This is a genomic window from Puniceibacterium antarcticum (genome assembly GCF_002760615.1).
GTDB classification, from domain to species: Bacteria; Pseudomonadota; Alphaproteobacteria; order Rhodobacterales; family Rhodobacteraceae; genus Puniceibacterium; species Puniceibacterium antarcticum.
Window position 1 is genome coordinate 1 of the sequence record NZ_AWWI01000120.1, and the last position, 16,725, is coordinate 16,725.

The 16,725-nt window shown below is 61.5% G+C and carries 22 protein-coding genes and 1 tRNA gene; 6 read left to right on the forward strand and 17 right to left on the reverse strand.

Annotated elements, in window-relative coordinates:
- A partial coding sequence (locus tag P775_RS16570) for a glycosyltransferase (RefSeq protein WP_143520936.1) occupies positions 1-226 on the reverse strand: 226 nt, incomplete at its 3' end.
- A gap of 68 nt (positions 227-294) precedes the next feature.
- Here P775_RS16570 and ygfZ point away from each other — a divergent pair.
- Together ygfZ and P775_RS16580 are read left to right on the forward strand one after the other, a co-directional pair.
- On the forward strand, positions 295-1,032 hold the full coding sequence (ygfZ, locus tag P775_RS16575; protein WP_099912013.1) for a CAF17-like 4Fe-4S cluster assembly/insertion protein YgfZ: 738 nt from the start codon (positions 295-297) through the stop codon (positions 1,030-1,032).
- Entirely contained in the window at positions 1,029-1,829 is an 801-nt protein-coding gene (locus P775_RS16580) for a fructosamine kinase family protein (protein ID WP_099912014.1), read from the forward strand. The genes ygfZ and P775_RS16580 overlap by 4 nt, the downstream gene beginning before the upstream one ends.
- Positions 1,830-1,914: 85 nt before the next feature.
- Here P775_RS16580 and efp read toward each other — a convergent pair whose 3' ends face one another.
- Positions 1,915-2,478, reverse strand: coding sequence for an elongation factor P (gene efp, locus P775_RS16585; RefSeq protein WP_099912015.1), 564 nt, complete (start codon positions 2,476-2,478; stop codon positions 1,915-1,917).
- 215 nt (positions 2,479-2,693) lie between these two features.
- On the opposite strand from efp, the gene P775_RS16590 reads away from it, so the two are divergent.
- Positions 2,694-3,014, forward strand: a complete 321-nt coding sequence (locus P775_RS16590) for a DUF6280 family protein (RefSeq protein WP_099912016.1) — start codon at positions 2,694-2,696, stop codon at positions 3,012-3,014.
- Positions 3,015-3,144: 130 nt separating this feature from the next.
- Here the strand turns inward: P775_RS16590 and P775_RS16595 are convergent, their stop codons facing one another.
- The 6 genes from P775_RS16595 to P775_RS16620 all read right to left on the reverse strand — a co-directional run bounded on the left by P775_RS16595 (position 3,145) and on the right by P775_RS16620 (position 8,066).
- A complete protein-coding gene (locus tag P775_RS16595) occupies positions 3,145-4,002 on the reverse strand; it encodes a hypothetical protein (RefSeq protein WP_099912017.1) in 858 nt (285 codons plus the stop codon).
- Positions 4,003-4,074: 72 nt separating this feature from the next.
- Positions 4,075-5,484 (reverse strand): TolC family outer membrane protein, encoded by a 1,410-nt coding sequence (locus P775_RS16600; RefSeq protein ID WP_099912018.1) that lies wholly within the window; start codon positions 5,482-5,484, stop codon positions 4,075-4,077.
- Between the two features lie 33 nt (positions 5,485-5,517).
- Positions 5,518-6,171 (reverse strand): protein-L-isoaspartate O-methyltransferase family protein, encoded by a 654-nt coding sequence (locus P775_RS16605; RefSeq protein WP_099912019.1) that lies wholly within the window; start codon positions 6,169-6,171, stop codon positions 5,518-5,520.
- Between the two features lie 149 nt (positions 6,172-6,320).
- Positions 6,321-7,379, reverse strand: a complete 1,059-nt coding sequence (locus P775_RS16610) for an AI-2E family transporter (protein ID WP_245875727.1) — start codon at positions 7,377-7,379, stop codon at positions 6,321-6,323.
- Between the two features lie 9 nt (positions 7,380-7,388).
- Positions 7,389-7,736: a phage holin family protein gene (locus P775_RS16615; protein WP_099912021.1), complete on the reverse strand. Its 348-nt coding sequence runs from the start codon at positions 7,734-7,736 to the stop codon at positions 7,389-7,391.
- A gap of 3 nt (positions 7,737-7,739) precedes the next feature.
- The gene (locus P775_RS16620) at positions 7,740-8,066 is read right to left on the reverse strand and encodes an ElaB/YgaM/YqjD family protein (protein ID WP_245875728.1); all 327 of its coding nucleotides are present in this window, start codon (positions 8,064-8,066) and stop codon (positions 7,740-7,742) included.
- A gap of 147 nt (positions 8,067-8,213) precedes the next feature.
- Here P775_RS16620 and P775_RS16625 point away from each other — a divergent pair.
- A tRNA-Cys gene (locus tag P775_RS16625) sits at positions 8,214-8,287 on the forward strand.
- Positions 8,288-8,361: 74 nt separating this feature from the next.
- Here the strand turns inward: P775_RS16625 and P775_RS16630 are convergent.
- The 3 genes from P775_RS16630 to P775_RS16645 form a co-directional block, all read right to left on the reverse strand.
- A complete protein-coding gene (locus P775_RS16630) occupies positions 8,362-9,414 on the reverse strand; it encodes a tyrosine-type recombinase/integrase (protein WP_245875729.1) in 1,053 nt (350 codons plus the stop codon).
- Between the two features lie 195 nt (positions 9,415-9,609).
- A complete protein-coding gene (locus tag P775_RS16640) occupies positions 9,610-10,236 on the reverse strand; it encodes a hypothetical protein (RefSeq protein WP_143520937.1) in 627 nt (208 codons plus the stop codon).
- A gap of 89 nt (positions 10,237-10,325) precedes the next feature.
- Positions 10,326-10,763 carry a hypothetical protein gene (locus P775_RS16645; RefSeq protein ID WP_099912024.1) on the reverse strand — a complete coding sequence of 146 codons (438 nt, stop codon included), beginning with the start codon at positions 10,761-10,763 and terminating at the stop codon, positions 10,326-10,328.
- A gap of 109 nt (positions 10,764-10,872) precedes the next feature.
- Between P775_RS16645 and P775_RS16650 the strand changes: the two genes are divergently transcribed.
- Together P775_RS16650 and P775_RS27655 are read left to right on the forward strand one after the other, a co-directional pair.
- Entirely contained in the window at positions 10,873-11,088 is a 216-nt protein-coding gene (locus P775_RS16650; RefSeq protein WP_099912094.1) for a helix-turn-helix domain-containing protein, read from the forward strand.
- On the forward strand, positions 11,078-11,443 hold the full coding sequence (locus P775_RS27655) for a hypothetical protein (protein ID WP_143520938.1): 366 nt from the start codon (positions 11,078-11,080) through the stop codon (positions 11,441-11,443). The genes P775_RS16650 and P775_RS27655 overlap by 11 nt, the downstream gene beginning before the upstream one ends.
- Before the next feature lie 120 nt (positions 11,444-11,563).
- Here P775_RS27655 and P775_RS16655 read toward each other — a convergent pair whose 3' ends face one another.
- The 6 genes from P775_RS16655 to P775_RS16680 are packed head-to-tail and all read right to left on the reverse strand — an operon-like array spanning position 11,564 to position 16,636.
- A complete protein-coding gene (locus tag P775_RS16655; RefSeq protein ID WP_099912025.1) occupies positions 11,564-12,631 on the reverse strand; it encodes a phage portal protein in 1,068 nt (355 codons plus the stop codon).
- A gap of 2 nt (positions 12,632-12,633) precedes the next feature.
- On the reverse strand, positions 12,634-13,212 hold the full coding sequence (locus tag P775_RS16660) for an HK97 family phage prohead protease (protein ID WP_099912026.1): 579 nt from the start codon (positions 13,210-13,212) through the stop codon (positions 12,634-12,636).
- Positions 13,212-14,483, reverse strand: a complete 1,272-nt coding sequence (locus tag P775_RS16665; RefSeq protein WP_099912027.1) for a phage major capsid protein — start codon at positions 14,481-14,483, stop codon at positions 13,212-13,214. Before P775_RS16665 ends, P775_RS16660 begins: the two co-directional genes overlap by 1 nt.
- Positions 14,476-14,826, reverse strand: a complete 351-nt coding sequence (locus P775_RS16670) for an HNH endonuclease (RefSeq protein ID WP_099912028.1) — start codon at positions 14,824-14,826, stop codon at positions 14,476-14,478. Before P775_RS16670 ends, P775_RS16665 begins: the two co-directional genes overlap by 8 nt.
- The gene (locus tag P775_RS16675) at positions 14,823-15,158 is read right to left on the reverse strand and encodes a phage head closure protein (protein ID WP_425439918.1); all 336 of its coding nucleotides are present in this window, start codon (positions 15,156-15,158) and stop codon (positions 14,823-14,825) included. Before P775_RS16675 ends, P775_RS16670 begins: the two co-directional genes overlap by 4 nt.
- Positions 15,155-16,636, reverse strand: a complete 1,482-nt coding sequence (locus tag P775_RS16680; protein WP_245875730.1) for a terminase TerL endonuclease subunit — start codon at positions 16,634-16,636, stop codon at positions 15,155-15,157. The genes P775_RS16675 and P775_RS16680 overlap by 4 nt, the downstream gene beginning before the upstream one ends.
- Positions 16,637-16,725: the final 89 nt, after the last annotated feature.

Consider the following 16,725-nt stretch of genomic DNA (forward strand, 5'->3'; position numbering starts at 1 on the left):
CACCCGCCCCCCGCCGCAGCCGCTGGGCGCGCGCAACCGGCGCGCTAAGCCAGATCGCCCCGGCGGCATCGGCCACCGCCCGCGTGGCATCGGTCGAGCCACCGTCGGACAGGATCAGTTCGCGCACCAGCCCGGCCTCAAGCCCCTCCATCAGCGAAGGGATTGTTTCGGCCAGCCCGTCGCGGGCATCAAGTGTCGGAAGGATAATCGAAATTGGCGCGCGCATGCCCTGCCCCTGTTTGCCTCGGGCCGGTCATCCTATATGATGTCCCCGGGATCAAGAGGGAGACCAGAATGACCACCGTCGAACGCACCGTCCTGACTGTCACGGGACCAGAGGCCAGCAGTTTTCTGCAAGGTCTGGTGAGCAACGATGTCACCAAGCTCAAGGATGGGCTGGTCTATGCGGCCATGCTGACGCCGCAGGGCAAATACCGCGCGGATTTCTTTCTGGTGCCCGACGGCGACGGCGTGCTGATTGATGTCGCCACACCGCTGGCCGCCGATCTGCTGCGCGCGCTGAGCATGTATAAACTGCGCTCCAAGGTCGAGGTCGCCGAGACCGATCGTGTGGTCACGCGCGGCACCGGCCCTGCGCCCGACGGCGCCTATGCCGACCCGCGCGATCCGCGCATGGGCTGGCGCGCCTATGACGGGCGCGCGGGCGAGGATGTCGACTGGGACGCCCTGCGCGTCGCCGCCTGCATCCCCGAAAGCGGGATAGAGCTGACGGCAGACACCTTTGTGCTTGAGGCCGGGTTCGAGCGACTGAACGGCGTGGATTTCCGCAAGGGCTGTTATGTGGGCCAAGAAGTCACGGCGCGCATGAAACACAAGACCGAGCTGCGCAAGGGGCTGGCCGTGGTCGCGGTGACCGGCAGCGCGCCGGTGGGCACCGAGATCGACGCCGGTGGCAAGGCCGCTGGCGTGCTTTACACGCAGGCCGGTGGGGCCGGGATCGCCTATCTGCGGTTTGACCGTGCGACAGGCCCGATGACCGCGGGCGAAGCAACGCTGGTGCGTCAGGGATGAGCTTTTCAGACACACTCACCGCTGCCCTCGGGGCTGATGTCGCCACCACCACGCCGCTGCAGGGCGGGGATCTGTCGCAGATCGAGCTCGTCACCCTGACGGATGGCCGCCAGATGGTCGCCAAGCGCGGTCCTCTGGTCGAGGTTGAGGGGCGCGTGCTCGCCGCGCTGCAGCTGCTGCGCGCCCCGGTGCCTGCGGTCCTGCATCTGGAACAAGGTCTGCTCTGCCTGCAATACCTGTCCCCTGCCCCGCCCAGCCGTCAGGGCTGGCGTGATCTGGGCAAGGCGCTGGCCCAGCTGCACAGCCATGATGGCGCGGGCTATGGCTGGCAAGAGGATTACGCCCTTGGACGGGTCGAGATCCGCAACAGCACAACCCCCGACTGGCCGACGTTCTGGGCAGAGCGGCGTTTGCTGGCGGATATCTCAGAGCTGCCGGGCGATCTCGCCGCGCGGGTTGAAACACTGGCGCGGCGCCTGCCCGACCTGCTGCCGAAGGAGCCGCGCGCGGCACCGCTGCACGGCGATCTCTGGATTGGCAATCTGCATTTCAGTGAGGATGGCGCCTATCTGATCGACCCGGCCTGCTATCACGGCCACAGTGAGGTCGATCTTGCCATGCTGACCTTGTTTGGCCAGCCCGACGATGCCTTCTGGCGCAGCTATGGCACGCTGGATCACGGCTTTGACGACCGCAAGCCGATTTATCAGCTGTGGCCCGCTCTGGTGCATCTGAGATTGTTTGGCGAAAGCTACAGGCCGATGGTCAGCGGCCTGCTGCACAGTTTGGCCGTCTGAGACGCACGGACCTTCATCTGCCCGTAAATATCCCGGGGGTTCGGGGGCAGCGCCCCCGAGCTCTCGCACCAGAAGAACGTCGCGGTTATGCGCGCTCAGCGTATTCCATGGTTTCGGTGTTCACGATGATGTCTTCATCCTGACCCACAAAGGGCGGCACCAACACGCGCAGACCATTGTCCAGCAGCGCAGGTTTAAAGCTGTTGGCCGCTGTCTGGCCTTTGACCACCGGCTCTGTCTCGACGATGCGGCAGGTCACTTTCTGCGGCAGGGTCGCGTTCAGCGCCTCTTCGTAGTGAAATTCGACGTGGATCGTCATGCCGTCCTGCAGGAACGGGCGGCGTTCGCCGAGGATATCGGCGGGCAACTCGACCTGATCATAGGTCTCTGTGTCCATGAAGGTCAGGATGCCGTCCGTTTCGTACAGGAACTGCATGTCCTTTTGTTCCAGACGCACGCGCTCGACCTTGTCCGCCGAACGGAAGCGTTCGTTCAGCTTAGAGCCGTTGCGCAGGTTCTTCATCTCGACCTGAGCAAAGGCGCCGCCCTTGCCGGGCTTAACGTGGTCGACTTTCACAGCCGCCCAAAGGCCGCCGTTATGCTCCAGCACGTTGCCGGGGCGAATTTCGTTTCCGTTGATTTTGGGCATGTGTAAAACCGCGTCAAAAGGTTGATAGAGCTTAGAGCGTCCCTATATCTGGCTATAATGCAACTGGCAAGACAACCAGATGTCGTGCTGCACCTTCAGAAGCTATGCGTAAAGATCATGGGTGTTATGCGATATCGGGGTACCCGAATCAACTCTAATAGTCCATAAGGACGTTCACGCCTGAAAACACAAGAGCAATAATCAAAGGACGAAACATGCGAGATTTCGTTGACGGAACAGCCTATAACAGCGAACAGGGCAACCGCGCCCGCAAGCTGTTTGCGGCGGTTGTCCTCGCGGCACTGGATGATGCAATTGCCGACGACAAGAAGTACGGCAACGGACCAGAACAGATCGCCCGCTGGGCACGGTCGCGCGACGGGCGCGAAGTGTTGTCCTGCGCCGGGATCGACCCCAATGAGCGGGTTGTGTCTGGTCTGATGGATTTTGTCGGCAAAGGTGTGCGCACCTCTGTTGCCCTGTCCCGCGAAGAAAGCGAGCGCCGTCACGCTGCCGAGCAGGCAGAAGCGGCCTGAGCCACCCAAACGGCACCTACATTTAAAGCGCACCCCCGGGTGCGCTTTTTTTGTTTGCAAACATCTCTCTCAGCCCGGCTGCGGTTTGCCCCAATTTGCTGTCGGAATGTCGGGTTGATGTCGGAACGGGTCATTCGACCGGCTGTGCGCCTTTCAGGCCCTGCTGAATCTCGCGCCGGATCAGATCGCGGATATCGTCAGAAAGACCGTCGCCCTGTGTGCCTTGCAGTTCCCGACGCAGAATCGCAGCAACAAGATCGCGCAGCCTGTCTTCGCTGGGAAGGTCGTCCTGCACGGGGGTATCCTGGGCCTGATCAACCTCGGGCGGTGCTGTGGCACCCTCCGGCGTTGAGACGGGTTCGATCAGTCTGGTTTCTGGGGTGTCTGGCTGGGCCAGTGTTGCGGCAGGCACGTCCGGCACTGGCGTTGCGTCAGCCTGCGCATCAGGCGCTGGCCGTTGTTCGCGAGATCCGGTTGCCGCGACAAGGGTCGCGAGTTCCGCGATTTTCTGGTCCAGCGTAAGGGTCGGGGCCGTGGACGACCGCATTGGCAGGGCAAGCCGCGCCTCTGTCGCGGCCTTGTCCGGGGCAGATCGTGCGGGCCGGTCTTGCCCAACCGGCGCCTGTTCCCGACCCCGAGAGACCATCGCCCTGGCAAGCGCGGCGGCAACCATGCCCTGCAGCGCATCATCCAGCTTGCGCAGGTCCCCATCTTGCGTATTGCTTACGGACTCATCTGTGGCGGAGGCAGCGGGATCGTCGCAATCCACGCGGCTGGTCAGGACGAGCGGTTGCGCCGCTTCGGGCTTTTGGGTGCCGGTGCCGGGAATTACACGCTGCGCATGAGTCAGTACGAGCCTGTCAGGTGCGCTGGCACCCTGCCCCGTCTGAAGCGACGTCGTGTCAAACGGTCCGACCTCACGTGAGACAAGCTTGCGAATCGATGCAAGCAGGTCGTCTGTCTGAAGATCCGTAACGGGGTCGGACATATTCTCTCACCACTCTTGCCTTTGGGCGAGTCTAGCGAGAGCCGGGCGGGCGAACAACCTATGCGGAATAAATTACTGTTTGCCGAGGGCACGCAGGACACGGTCGAGTTCGCGCCCCTGCTTGCTGAGCGGTGTCGGTGCGCCCTTGACCATATTGTAGTAGGCCGCAGGATCATATTGCTGGACGTTGAGGCCCAGCTGATCGGCAGTCAGCACACCCATGGCGTAGAGAACGGAGTAGGCCGCGATATATTCGTCAACCGAGGCCGAAATCTGGCTGGCGCGAGCGTCGAGCAGTTCCTGTTCCGAGTCGAGCACATCCAGAGTGGTGCGCGCGCCCAGTGTCGCCTCTTCGCGGATGCCATCAAAGGCGATCTGTGCGGCGCGGACCTGATCCGCCGTGGCGGTCTGGCTGGCCCGGGCCACCTGAAGGCGAATATAGGCGTTGGCGATGTTCTGTTCGATGTTCAGGCTGGCAAGCTGGAGCTGAGCGCGCGAGGAATCGCGGCTGGCCATGGTCTGACGCACGAGCGAGGACAGGCGCCCCCCCTGATAGATCGGCCCCGCCACGTTCAGCGACACCGACCCGCCACGGGAAAAGTTGTCATTGTCGAAATTTTGCGTCACGCCGACCTGCCCCTGCAGGCTCAGCGAGGGTTTCATCGCGGCCTTGGCGCGCAGAATGCCGAGTTCGTTGATAGAAACGGCATATTGCGCCGCCAGAAGATCCGGATGGATGCGCATCGCAACGGCGCGCGCCGCTTCGACGGACGGTGGCAGCGTTGGCACACTGCGCGGATAGGTCAGCGTGCCGGGACGCTGGCCAGTGGCAACGCGGTATTCTTCCTGCGCGATGACCAGATCACCCTCTGCCGCAGAGAGCGAGGCACGGGACGAGGCCAAGCGCGCCTCTGCCAGGGCGACATCGGTGCGCGTCACTTCGCCCACGTCAAAGCGATCCTGGGCGGCGCGCTGTTCCTGAGTGATTAGACGCAGGTTGTTCTGCCGCAAGGACACTGTTTCCGTGGCGCGGCGCACTTCCATGAAGGCCTGCACGGCGCGCAAAAGGATCTGTTGTTCGACGGACAGAAGGCTTTGCCGCGTGGCGAGCACCGATTCCTTGGCCGCATCAATCGCAAGGCCGGTCTGGCCGAAATCATAGAGCGTCATTTCGGCGCTCAGCGCGATCGTCTTGGTGTTCTCGACGCTGGGCATGATCTGGAACGCGGTCTGGGAATTGCGGGCCGTGCCGAAGTCACGGGCCACATTCGCCGTCCAGCTGAGCACAGGGCGCAATCCGGAAATCGCCTGTGCCACATCTTCGTCGGCAGAGCGCAGCACGGCGCGGTTCTGTTCCAGCAGGCCGCTGGTGTTATACGCGCCAACCAAGGCATCTGCCAAGGTATCGGCCTGCGCCGCAGCTGCGATCCAGACCAAAGCAACGCCCGTGGTCAGATGTTTGAGGAGTGCCCTGGGTGTCATGATGCTCTGCCTGTGTCTGTCCGCTTGTGCTGCTCAGAGCGCGAAGGCGGTTTCTTTTTCAAATCCAGCCAGCACCGGGGCGCTTGCGTTAAAGGCGAAACGCCAGGAAATCTTGCCGTCCAGCTTGTAGCCCATGCGCACGACGCCAAGCGCACCTTCCATGAACACACATGCAATGCGGCCGCCATCCTTGAGCTGATCGATCAGGGCCGCGGGGACCTGCTGAACCGCGCCTTCGATGATGATCGCATCATAGGGGCCGTGTTCCGGCGCGCCGGCGGCAAGCGGACCTTCGTGCAGGATGACATTGTCGGCCTGATGATCAGAGAGCAGGCCTTGGGCCTCTTTCAATCGGGACGCGTCGTCTTCGACGGCGACGACCGCTTCGGCGATATGGGCGATGACGGCAGAGGAATAGCCCAGACCGGCACCGATATCGAGCACGAGGTCATTGTTGGTGACATCCAGCGCATCCAGCATCTTTGCGAAGGTGCGCGGTTCGAGAATGACGCGGCCTGCGCCGATCTCGACATTCTCGCTCATGTATGCGGCTTCGGCGCGGTCGCGCGGCACAAATGCCTCACGCGGGACCTGCAGCATCGCGTCGATGATCGGGAATTTGGTGACATCTGAGGGGCGCACCTGTGTGTCGACCATCATTCTGCGGCGGGTGGCATAGTCTGACATGTACTAAACTCTTTCGTTCAGAATCCTGAGAACTGTCATGCCACAGAACCCCCGCCACGGCAACGTCCGGGCGGGAGAAATGCTTCAAACTGAAGACAAGATGTCGAGCCTGTGCAACGCCCTTGCACAAAGCTGTGCAAAGGCGCGGATCAGCCGGGCTGCGTGCCGCCCATGGTGCGCCGCACCACGCTGTCATCCATCAGGGCCGCCGCGATCACCATCACCGGTATCGACACGATTCCCCCGATTGGCCCCCAGAACCAGAGGCCGAACACCAGCGCCACAAACACCAGCAGCGCGTTGAGCGAGACATGTTTGCCCACCAGCGAAGGGGTGACGAACTGCGCCTCCATCATATTGAGGAACAGGAAGCCTGCGACCGGCGCGCCCACCATCAGCCCGTCGAAATGCACGAGCCCGCTGAGCAGCAGCCCCACTGCCATCAGTGCAGGCCCGACATAAAGCACGTAATTCAGAAGAAAGGCAGCCATGCCCCAGACCCATGGCAACGGCAGGCCGATCAGCATAAGCACCCCGGTCAGCGCCATGCCGAGGCAAATGTTGATGACAGAGATGGTCACGAAATAGCGCGAGACCAGCGTTTCAGCATTGCGGAACCGCTGCTGGATCACGCTGGACTGCGCAACCCCACCGATGCGTTTGGCCAGGGCCGAGTAGACTTCAAGGCGGGTCAGTAGAAAGAAATAGAAGGTGCCCGCAAAGACCAGCACCTGACCGAGGATCACCGGCGCCAGAAACAGAGCATCGGAAACCGTGGGCAATGCAGACCCGGCATCCCCGCCACCGCCACTTTCGCCAGCGCCGCCAAGAGCCTGTTTCATCTGCTCGTTCATATCGTCCAATCCGCGCACCATGCCCCTCAGGTCATAGACCAGCGACTGCATCTCGTACCGGATGGTTGGAATGGTGTCGGTGATGCGCCAGAGCAGCGGTTCCATCGCCACAATCAGCAGACCGATCGCACCCAGCGTCAGCACCATGATGATGGTGGCCGCATAGCCGGTCGGAATCCTGAAGCGGGCAAAAAGATCCATCATCGGTGCGAGGATGATCCCCACCACGACGGCCAACGTCATCGGCGCCGCGATATCCTTTGCGACGTGCACTGCGAAGAGCGAAACGATCAGCGCGATCAGCAGGGTCGCTGTGCGTTGTGGGTCCGAAGAGGACATGAGCCTGTTTGACATGATCCGCGTTCAGCGCCGTCTTGACCGGGAGGAGCGCCGACCAGCATCCATGCCCATCAGGAAACCCTCGAACATCTGCAGCAGCGGGTCGGGCGCGCCTGCCACAGGCGGCGGGCGGCGATAGACACGGCGCTTTTGCAGACTGGCGATGGCGAAAAAGATCAGCCCGCCCGCGACGTAGACGCAGCCGATCACCTGCGCGGCCAGCAGCGAATCACCCACTCGTTCCAGCGTCAGCCAGGCCGCAATGGTCAGGAAGGCCACGCCGACGAGCAGCAGAAGCGCCCCGGCAAGCGAAAAGGCGACTGCGCGCGACGTGCGTCGCGCGTAGTCTCTGAGGGAAGTGCCAAGGAGCATGCTTTATTTCCGGCCGCTCAGAAAGCCTGCCAGAAAGCCGATGCCGACGGCGATGCCGATGGCGGTGCCGGGCTGACGACGGATGGCCTCCAGCGCCTGATCCTGTGCGTCGGCTGCGCGCAGCTGTGCTTCGCTCAGCGCCTCGGAGCTGCGATCACGCAGATGTTCCGCCCGCACTTTTGCGGAAGCGATGGTTTCATCCTTGCGGCGTGCGCCGATGTCGCCAAGCAGGTCGGTGATCCCTGCGAGATCCTTTTTCAGGGTCGCGATCTGATCGGAAAGCTCTTTGTAGTCGCTTGATGTGCCGTTGGTCATTGTTGTCTGTGCCATGTGTAAGTTCTCCAGCATGTGGTCTGACAGAAGAACGCGGCCCGGGTTGCTTTGTTCCGGCCTGTCGAGCGTTTGACGCAGAGAATGTGCAGATGCACCAAACCTGCTTGACGCCAGAGATGAGAAAATCTAATCAGGCGTTGCTCTGGCGGGTTGGCGGAGAGGTTACGCAGCGGATTGCAAATCCGTGTAGACCGGTTCGATTCCGGTACCCGCCTCCAAGCATTTTCAATAGCTTGCATGTTTGACTCCTGTGCGCGCATTGCACCGTTTACAGGTGCGTTTACAGTTTTGTTCACTTTGCACCCCCTTTTGCCAGTGCCAGCTTGACCAAAACAGCGTCGGTTTCGTCAGGCGAGACTCGGGCATAATGTTCAATGACGTTTGCCGCGTAGCGTATCGACCAAGCCATGTGATTGGCGATTTCAGCAAGGGACAGGCCAGCATTCAAAAGACGCGTGGCCGCTGTCCCCCGTGCATCATACAGGCGCAATTCATCTGACAGCTTGGCTTTGTCACGCCATTGCCGGACACCTTCCGAAGCGCGGTGCGGTGTCAGAGCATTACCACTGGCATTTGTGAGCATCAGCAATCGGTCGCTCGGTGTCGTGTCTATCACCTTGGCCAATTCGGGTGTGATAGGGATATGAGCCAACCGCTTACGCTTGTTTGTCCTTACGCGCAGGCGACGACCTTGCGGGGTCGTTTCAACATGCGCCGGGGTCAGCTTGATTAGATCCGCAGGCCGCAAGCCAGTCTCGCAAGCAGCGCAGAGAATACGCCGCGCCCACTCCGGCGCAACCGCGTCGAAAGCCTCGCGGTCAGCAGGTGTCCACACAATTTCAGAGCGGTCCACCTCATACAGACGGTGCAGCTTGTGACAATGATGCTCGGCAAGCTTACCCTCCTGCACCGCCCAGTTCAAAACGCGGACAGCATGCGTGCCTGCCATATCGTGCTGTTTTGGCGAATGCTTCCAAAGCGCGCGCCAAGCATTCATTTCACCACGCGACCCCCGCTCCTCAAAAATAGCGGCGGGCGCGTCTTGAAAGTGTTCCGCAAAACGCAGCAACCATTTGCGTTGGTCAGCAAAAGAGCGATCCCCTTTTGCCCTGGCGGTGCTGGAAAGAAGGTCATCCACCATCTGGGGAACCATGTAGTCGGCGGGCTTAGGGCGCGCCGTGGCTTCTGCAAAAGCTCGATAGAAAGCCGAATCGGATGGCTTGCGCTGTTCGTCTTCCCAGAACTTGGGGCCACCGCGCCAAGCGTAAAAATGAAAACGGCTTTTGCCACTCGTCAGCTTGCGCCGGACGCGATGCACACCTTTGGGCAGATCAGCTTGTGACACGGTTAGCCCTCCACTTTTCGAGCGGAGTCATGTCAGGCTTTGCAGCATCACCGCCCGTCCCAGCTGTGATAAGGAAACGCTTGCCATCTTGTGTTTCGACGACCACGGACACCTGACTAAAACCCGCCGCCTTTGCAGCCTCGAAAGCAGGCGTCAGGTCTGATTTTCGTATTGCGGCGGGGCGACGCTCCATCATCAAGCCTCATCGCCCAAGGCGTCATTCTCAAGCGATCTCGTGATTTCGCCGAGAGGGTCAATTTCACCAGCAAGGATAACCTTGGCAATTCTGAAAAGAGTGAAACAGCGCAGTTTGGACGAAAATTCCAATCCCCCAGAATACGGCATGCTGTCCTTCATGGGCTGATCGTCCGGCGCATGGACTAGCGCCGAAAAAACATGCTCTTCATGAGGAATGTCGCTTCCCTCATACGGGTCTGCACTGATCGTCGTCGCCGACATATCAACGTAAAGGCTGACGCTCCAATTTTTGGCTCGCACTTCATCCCAAGTTTCCTTTGCCAGTCGGTCCAGAAGGATGGAAAAGGCCGTGCCAAAGGTAGCGTCGGTATCGTTGTCGGTGTCGAGCGGTAGGTTAACAAAATGAGGCAACCGCTCCATGGCTACGGCGGGGCTGTCTGGACAGCACATGAAGGCAGTCAGAAAACTGGAGAGTTCGTTGCTATCAATGTGCGGAGCGTTCCGCCCTCTTGGACCTTTCTTGGTCCAGTCGCCTTCACGCAAAAGACGGCTCAGCATCTTCGTCGTCGGCTCGGGCCGGTTCAAGACTAATGCCAGATAAGATGCCGTTTGTCCAAGATGCATGTTTCGCTCCATCGCCTTCCATTGGACAATTACTCCAATTAGATCGGAAGTCAACACTATAGGAGTGATTGTCGGATAGATTTGGGGCATCAAGTTTCCGGGTACCCGTCTTTCCCAGTGCAGGCGCACCAAATTGCCATGATGGCGCGGCAATCATGTGCCTCAGCATGATCGGCTTCATCATTGGAGGCTGGAGAGACATAGAACCAAGCCAGCGCGGCCAGTGCGCCTACCCCCTCAAGGGACGTGGGCTTTAGTGCGAGCATCGCTTCTTGGGCGACCTCCTCACGAGCCTCGGCAGCGAGTGAGCGCGGATCTTGCCAATTGCCATTGCCGGGCAGGTCGGCCAGCTCACGCCATGTTCGACGTGCATCGAGCCATTCACGATAGACCGGCACAACCGGGTCCGGCTGATCGGACATCGCCGCAGCGGGCAACGCCAGCGCTACGCCGGAGGCGGGCAGCGCGGAAAGAAAATTACGACGGGACATAGCTGGGGTGGTCGCGCAGGCGCGTTTTTCGGTCATTGCCAGAGTCTCCTCAATCCGATACTATGATAACACGGTTATTTTTTTAACGCGCCTCAGTCAATACAAATATAACAAGGTTATCAAAATGAACGCGGTACAATGCAAGATGGCGCGTGTAGCTTTGGGTCTGGGAGTTCGGGATCTCGCGACACTGGCTGGTGTCGCACAGGCAACTGTTTCACGTCTTGAGCGTGGAGAGGAACTTAAACCCTCGACCGTGGCTGGCATACGTGCGTCTCTCGAAACTGCAGGGGTCGAATTCATCGAAGAAAACGGTGGAGGCGCAGGCGTCCGATTGAGGGAACGAAGAAATGGAACTTAAGACTTTTGTAAAATCGACTATTCAATCAATTATTGAAGCTTCCCAAGAGATTATAGAAGAAAACCAAGGTAAGCCTGTTTTTTACAATCCAGTCTCTAACAAGCCTACTAGTGACGATTGTCAGCTCTACTGGGGTAAATTCATCCCGGTAACTGAGATAAAGTTTGACGTTGCTGTGGCCGAAGGTACTGAGAAGAGTGGAGGCGGCGGCGCAAGCATAGATGTCATTTCTATCAAAGTGGGAGGCAATGGACAAATTGCTTCAACTGCAACAAGCGAATCAAGAATTTCATTTTCTTTGCGAGTTGCTCTGCCAGCTTGGATTTCTTCTGAAGACAAGGGAAGCACGCGGTAGTCCGCCACGCCCTCGTATTAGGAAGGCCGCGCGCTGTGAGGGGTCCATGGCACTCGCTGAGTGATCCGGGTGTTTCGGGTTAATAAATGCGTAAAGTTCCCAATACACCAATCCTGATCCTCAGTCTTGTCGCCAATCCACCATGCGCATCGCGCCGGACACGTCGCCGGGCGGGATACCGGCCTCTTTCGCCTCGGCCAATGTCTTGATGATCGCGGACAACGCCCTGGCACGCCCACCTGCATCAAACGCTTGCAAAGGCCGGATAGTGTCAATCTCCACCTCTGCCCCGAGCTTGGCCGTTGCCTCATCTGCCAGCATCTCGGCAATGGGCTGCAAGGTCCAGATTGCGAGCTGGCGTTGTGCCTCGCGGATTACGGGGCCGGTTGCCGCCCGATTGAAGAATGACGGCAGGACGCCATAGGCCATACCGATCCCCTCGCGCGCCGCCGCCAGCGTTTCATCCGTCATGCTCTTGGACAGATCCGGAGATAGCTGATCAGGCTTCTGTCCAATGGTCGGATTCATGCCCGCCGCTGTTGCCTGTGCGACGCCTTCGATCACCAGCGTGGAACCGCGCCGCCCTTTGAACGCGCCCCGCATATTGGCCATGTCTTCGGCGCCTGTGTCCGGCAGCGGAACGATCTGCGAACCAAGCGGCGCATTCTCGAATGTCTCTGCAAGCGCAGCCTCGACCGCATGTAGCATCCCGCCCGTGAGGCTGGACCGCCGCAGCGGTGCGGTGCCGATCCACGGTGTCAGGTTATCCGAACCGATCCGCAGGTGCAGCACCTCGGCTGCAAGAGCTGTCACAGTGCGCCCCCCGCCCGCCTCAGGGATGGACAGGCGATAGGCGCGCGGCCTGCCGTCGCGGGTGGTCACATCCCAATCGGTCGCCGGGACAAGCCCCAGCTCGGTGATCAGATAGACAGCCTCACCGTTCAAGGCGACGCCGCGCGCAATCATTGCCATGGTCTGCCGTGTCAGCAGGTCTGTGCCTGTCACGTCCGCCATGGCGAAACCGCCTTCCCACAGGCTGACACAGCTTTGCACCGTCGCGGTCAGCTCGGCCACGCCGCGCCGCCCGCTGATAAAGCTGTCACGCGCCGCCATAACCTGTGCAGTGTATCCGCCGCCGCTGGACCGCACCTCGATCGGGCGCAGCTTGTTCATGAGCCATCCGAGCATTGTTACCTCCACCGGATTGCGGCGGGGCGGTGCGTCATGCGCTTTGCCACCTCGCCAAAGGGTTGCCAGTTCCGAGCCTCGATCTGGGCTTGCGGATAGGCGGGCTTCGTCACGGCGCTGATCTCGATCAGGTCCGCCGCCCGGATCGTGCGCAGGATCGCGCTGCCGCGTTCCTCGACCGTCTCGCCGCCCGGCCGGACGCGGAATCCCGGCGACAGGCCCCGCACCAGCCCGGCCGCATGGGCTGACAGGAAGTCGCGCACATAGCTGACCTGCCCCATGTCGGCGCTGATCGTCGCGTCAACGGTCAGCGCGTCGTCGGTTTCGGTCAGCGTCAGAGTGCCGGCAGATCGTGAGGCCAGCGGTTTGTTGAAGTCGTGGCCGGACAGAAAATGTACGTCCTCGCCCCGGTCCAGACGATCCGCAAAGGCACGGGCCGCGATCATCTCGCGACGCTCACGCCCTGCCCCCAAGCGTTCGGCCAGCACGGTTTCCCGGCCATATGGAAAGGTTGCCCGAAGGCGGGTTTCCCCGCCATCGGTGCGCAGCTCAAGGCTGCCAACATGAGCGCCCCAGAGCATCACGCCGCCGCCAGTTCGAGGCCGGTCAGCAGTTCGAGCTGGGCCGGACGCGCAACGGTCACATCCATTGTCGCCAGTGCCGTGATTCTCAGCCCGCCGGACTGTGCATCGCTGTAAGGGTCGCGGATCATGTCCACCGCGCCCCATGCGCCAATGAAGATCGGAGCCACGCCGCCCGCGGCTGTGGTCAGCAGTGATGATGTTGCAAGCGGGTCGCCAGAGGGCGCGGCAAGCCCGTTGTTCGTCATGGCGATATTGGCCGAAGGCAGGTTTTTCACCAGCCGGTCCCATTCGGAAACCGCCGTGCCGGTGATCAGAACGCTGTCCAGATAGTCCCACAGCTCGGGCCGGATCATTGCCCGCACCGCATCCGGCGAACCGGCGGCATTGGCGGTCATGAAGCGGGTGACAGCCGAGCGGAACGCGCCCCAGCTTGCCAGTGCATTCACCGCCGTGGACGTGATGCCGTAGGTTGCCGCGCCCGTGATGACGCCAAGCGGCTGGCCGTTGGCCCCGGTGCCGAGAAACGCTGCCTGATCCATAGCCGCGCCCATGGCCCCGCTCATATCGCGCCGCACCGCCTGTTCCAGCGCCGCGCCGGACTGTTTCAGCGTCTTGCGTGTGATGCGCATCTGAATGCCGAGGTTGTGGTCCGGCGACATAGCGCGGTCAGTGGTTGCGTAGGTCGTTGGCCCGGCCACGTTGGACGCCTCACCGTTCGCCCAGCCCGCCGTGACAGCCGAGGTGGTCACGGGCCATTCCAGCGCGCCCGCGTCGATGCTGATCATCTGAGCACCCATGCGCGCCGCCACGCTGTCCGGAAACAGGCGGTCGATGATCGGGCGGGTCTGGATCGGGTTTGGCGTGCCGCTGGCCACAGTCTCACCGGCCCGGACTTCCAAAGCCTGCCACGGCACGGGAATGCCCCGGAAGCCGCCCGCGCTGCGCAGCTCGGTCACAATCTCCGCCGTGTGGCCGTCCAGTTGCCGCCCCTCATCAAGGGCAAGCGCGACTTGGCGCAACTCAAATCCTGCCATGAGGTTGGCCCATTCCTGCGCCGAGCGGGTTTCCAGCTCACCGCCCGCGTCCCGGCGTTCGGTGTCCTCAGCGATCAGCGCGGCGCGGTAGCGGGTTTCATTTGAGCGATATTCCAGATCCAGCTTGTCCATGGACCGGATTTCGTCTTCGGACGGGGTTTCTTTGCCCACAAGTTCCGCAAGGTTCTGGCGGATTTCGCTTTGACGGCGGGCGATCTTTACTGATTCAAGCATCTTTGATTTCCTTGTGCTTGGTTGGGTTTTCATCGGGGCGCGACAGCGCCTCGACAGCTTTCCGCCAGTCTTGGCGGGCCTCTCGGGGCGGGGGATGCCCGCACTCGATCCGTGTCTTTCGGGTGTGGCAACTCGGGCAAAGCGCCTGAAGGTTGGCGGCGTCGTAGGACAGCTCAGGGTGCGTCCTGACCGGCTTGATATGATCAACCTCAAGACGCCCGCCGCAGCCGCAGGACCGACAGCGATAGCGGTCCCGTTCGAGGATCTCGGCCCGCAGCGCCTGCCAGCGTTTCGTGCGGGTGATCCGCTTGGAATAGCGGTGATGATCGCGGCGAATGCTCATTGATCTGCCCACGCTGAACAGGTCAGCTCCAACATCCGGCGGCGACGATCAGGCGTTTCCTTGATTCCGGTTATCTCGTATTCACGGCCTTCGCAGGTCAGCCGATCCGTTGGGTCAATGTCCGCAGTGAAACCGCTCCACCGGACAGTGAAGCGCGTCGTTATCGACGCCTGCACCTGCCCGGCGTTCCACCGTTCGGCATCGCTGATGTCGCGTTTTGCAGCAAAGACGGGCGCGCCATGGTCCTGCCATTGTTCGACTTGGCCGTAGCCATCATCGACAAGAACAGCCCGACGGAATTGCACCCGCCTGTCCAGAGTTGCGGCGTTCAAAACCATTGCATCCTCGCTTTCACTTTGGGTTGTGCTGCGATCCGCGCGCCTTGGGCCACGGCCAGAACCGATGCCGCCGCCGCGTCGATCCGGCCCGTGGATCGGGCCTTCGCAATCTTGATGTTGTTCGCCGGGTCGCGCAGGCACACGGTGTCCGCGAAGGCAGAGCGCAGCAGAAGGGAGGGCTTGGCTTTCACCAGCCCGTCAAACGCAGCACGGCGGAACCGCTCTGCATCCTCGCCACCGTCCCGAAAGCCCTGCCCGCGCCAGACCAGCGGCGCGCGGATGCCCGCCCGGCCAATCGCTTCTCCCAGTTCGGCCTGCTTGTAGCGGTCCATGGTGATCGCGATGACGGACTGATCTTCAACATGGCGCATGACCTCGACCAGCCACGGCGCGACAGGCACGGTCTTATCGCCTAGAACGGACAGCTCGCCCCTGTCGCGCATCTCGACATAGCGCCCGGCTACGCCATCCGTCTGGCCACGATCCAAGAGGCCGGGCATGGATGGGAACGTGCCCAGGCATTCAAGCCGACCGGTAGCGGGCCAGTAAAACGCCGCCGCTGTCATGGAGGCCGAGCCGCCGAGGTCGATCCCGATAACGACCCCGCCTTCGCGGGGTGGCAGCGCCGAGGTTTCGCAGCCAAGCCATTCGTCCAGGGTAATCAGCAGATCCCGCGATTCGCCGGACACGCGCTCATTGCGGTTGTAAAGCCGGAAGCTTGTGAGGCTGGAACCGCCCCGCGCAATGGCACGCTTGGCTTGAGCTTCCAGCCATTCCAGCGAACCGCCGATGCCGTGAGGTGCGCCGGGGTTAGCAATCAGCAGGCTTTCCGGGTCATCGGCAGGCAGGCCCGGGGCTGGCCGATGCTCTTGGACGTAAGAGCCGGGCGAAGGATCGTCGATCCACCGGGAAAACGGGTGCGTGTCATCGCTGGCGCTGGTGCTGATCAGGAAGGCGCGACCTTCGCGCTTGCCCAGACCGGACAACAGCGCATGTTCCAGCTCGTCGCCACGATCAAGCGCCCAGTGCCCGCGCTCATCGAGGATCGCCATGGTCGGCGCGCCGCCGAGGGCTGATTTGCCGTCCGCTGCGATCACGCGCAGGATATGCCCGCCGCCGTCGCCCTCATATTCAATCTCAAGCCGGGGCGCGCGCCGGAAAATGAAGTGCCGCCGGATTTCCATAGGCAGGCTGGCGATGAAGCCCGCAACAAAGTCCCAGATGATGCGCCCCTGATCGCGGGTACGCGCGGCTGCAATGATCTCGCGCCGGGGTTGGCGATCCCAGACACCGATCAGACCGCCGAGGGCAAGCCCTGCCGTGATCGCGGATTTCCCGTTGCCGCGTCCAATGCTTAGAATGGCGTTGGCGGTCGTGTCGGCCATCGCGCCTTCAATGAACTGGCGCTGAAAGGGTGCGAGCGTGACAGGTTTTCCAGCGTTCGGCCCCTCGGGGATTTTGAGGCCATGCATGAACTGCATAGCTCTTTCTGCCGGGGCCGCGTTTTCGGCCTCCGCGTCGTGCGCGAAAATTGACAACTCCCATCCTCGGTCCCGCGTGT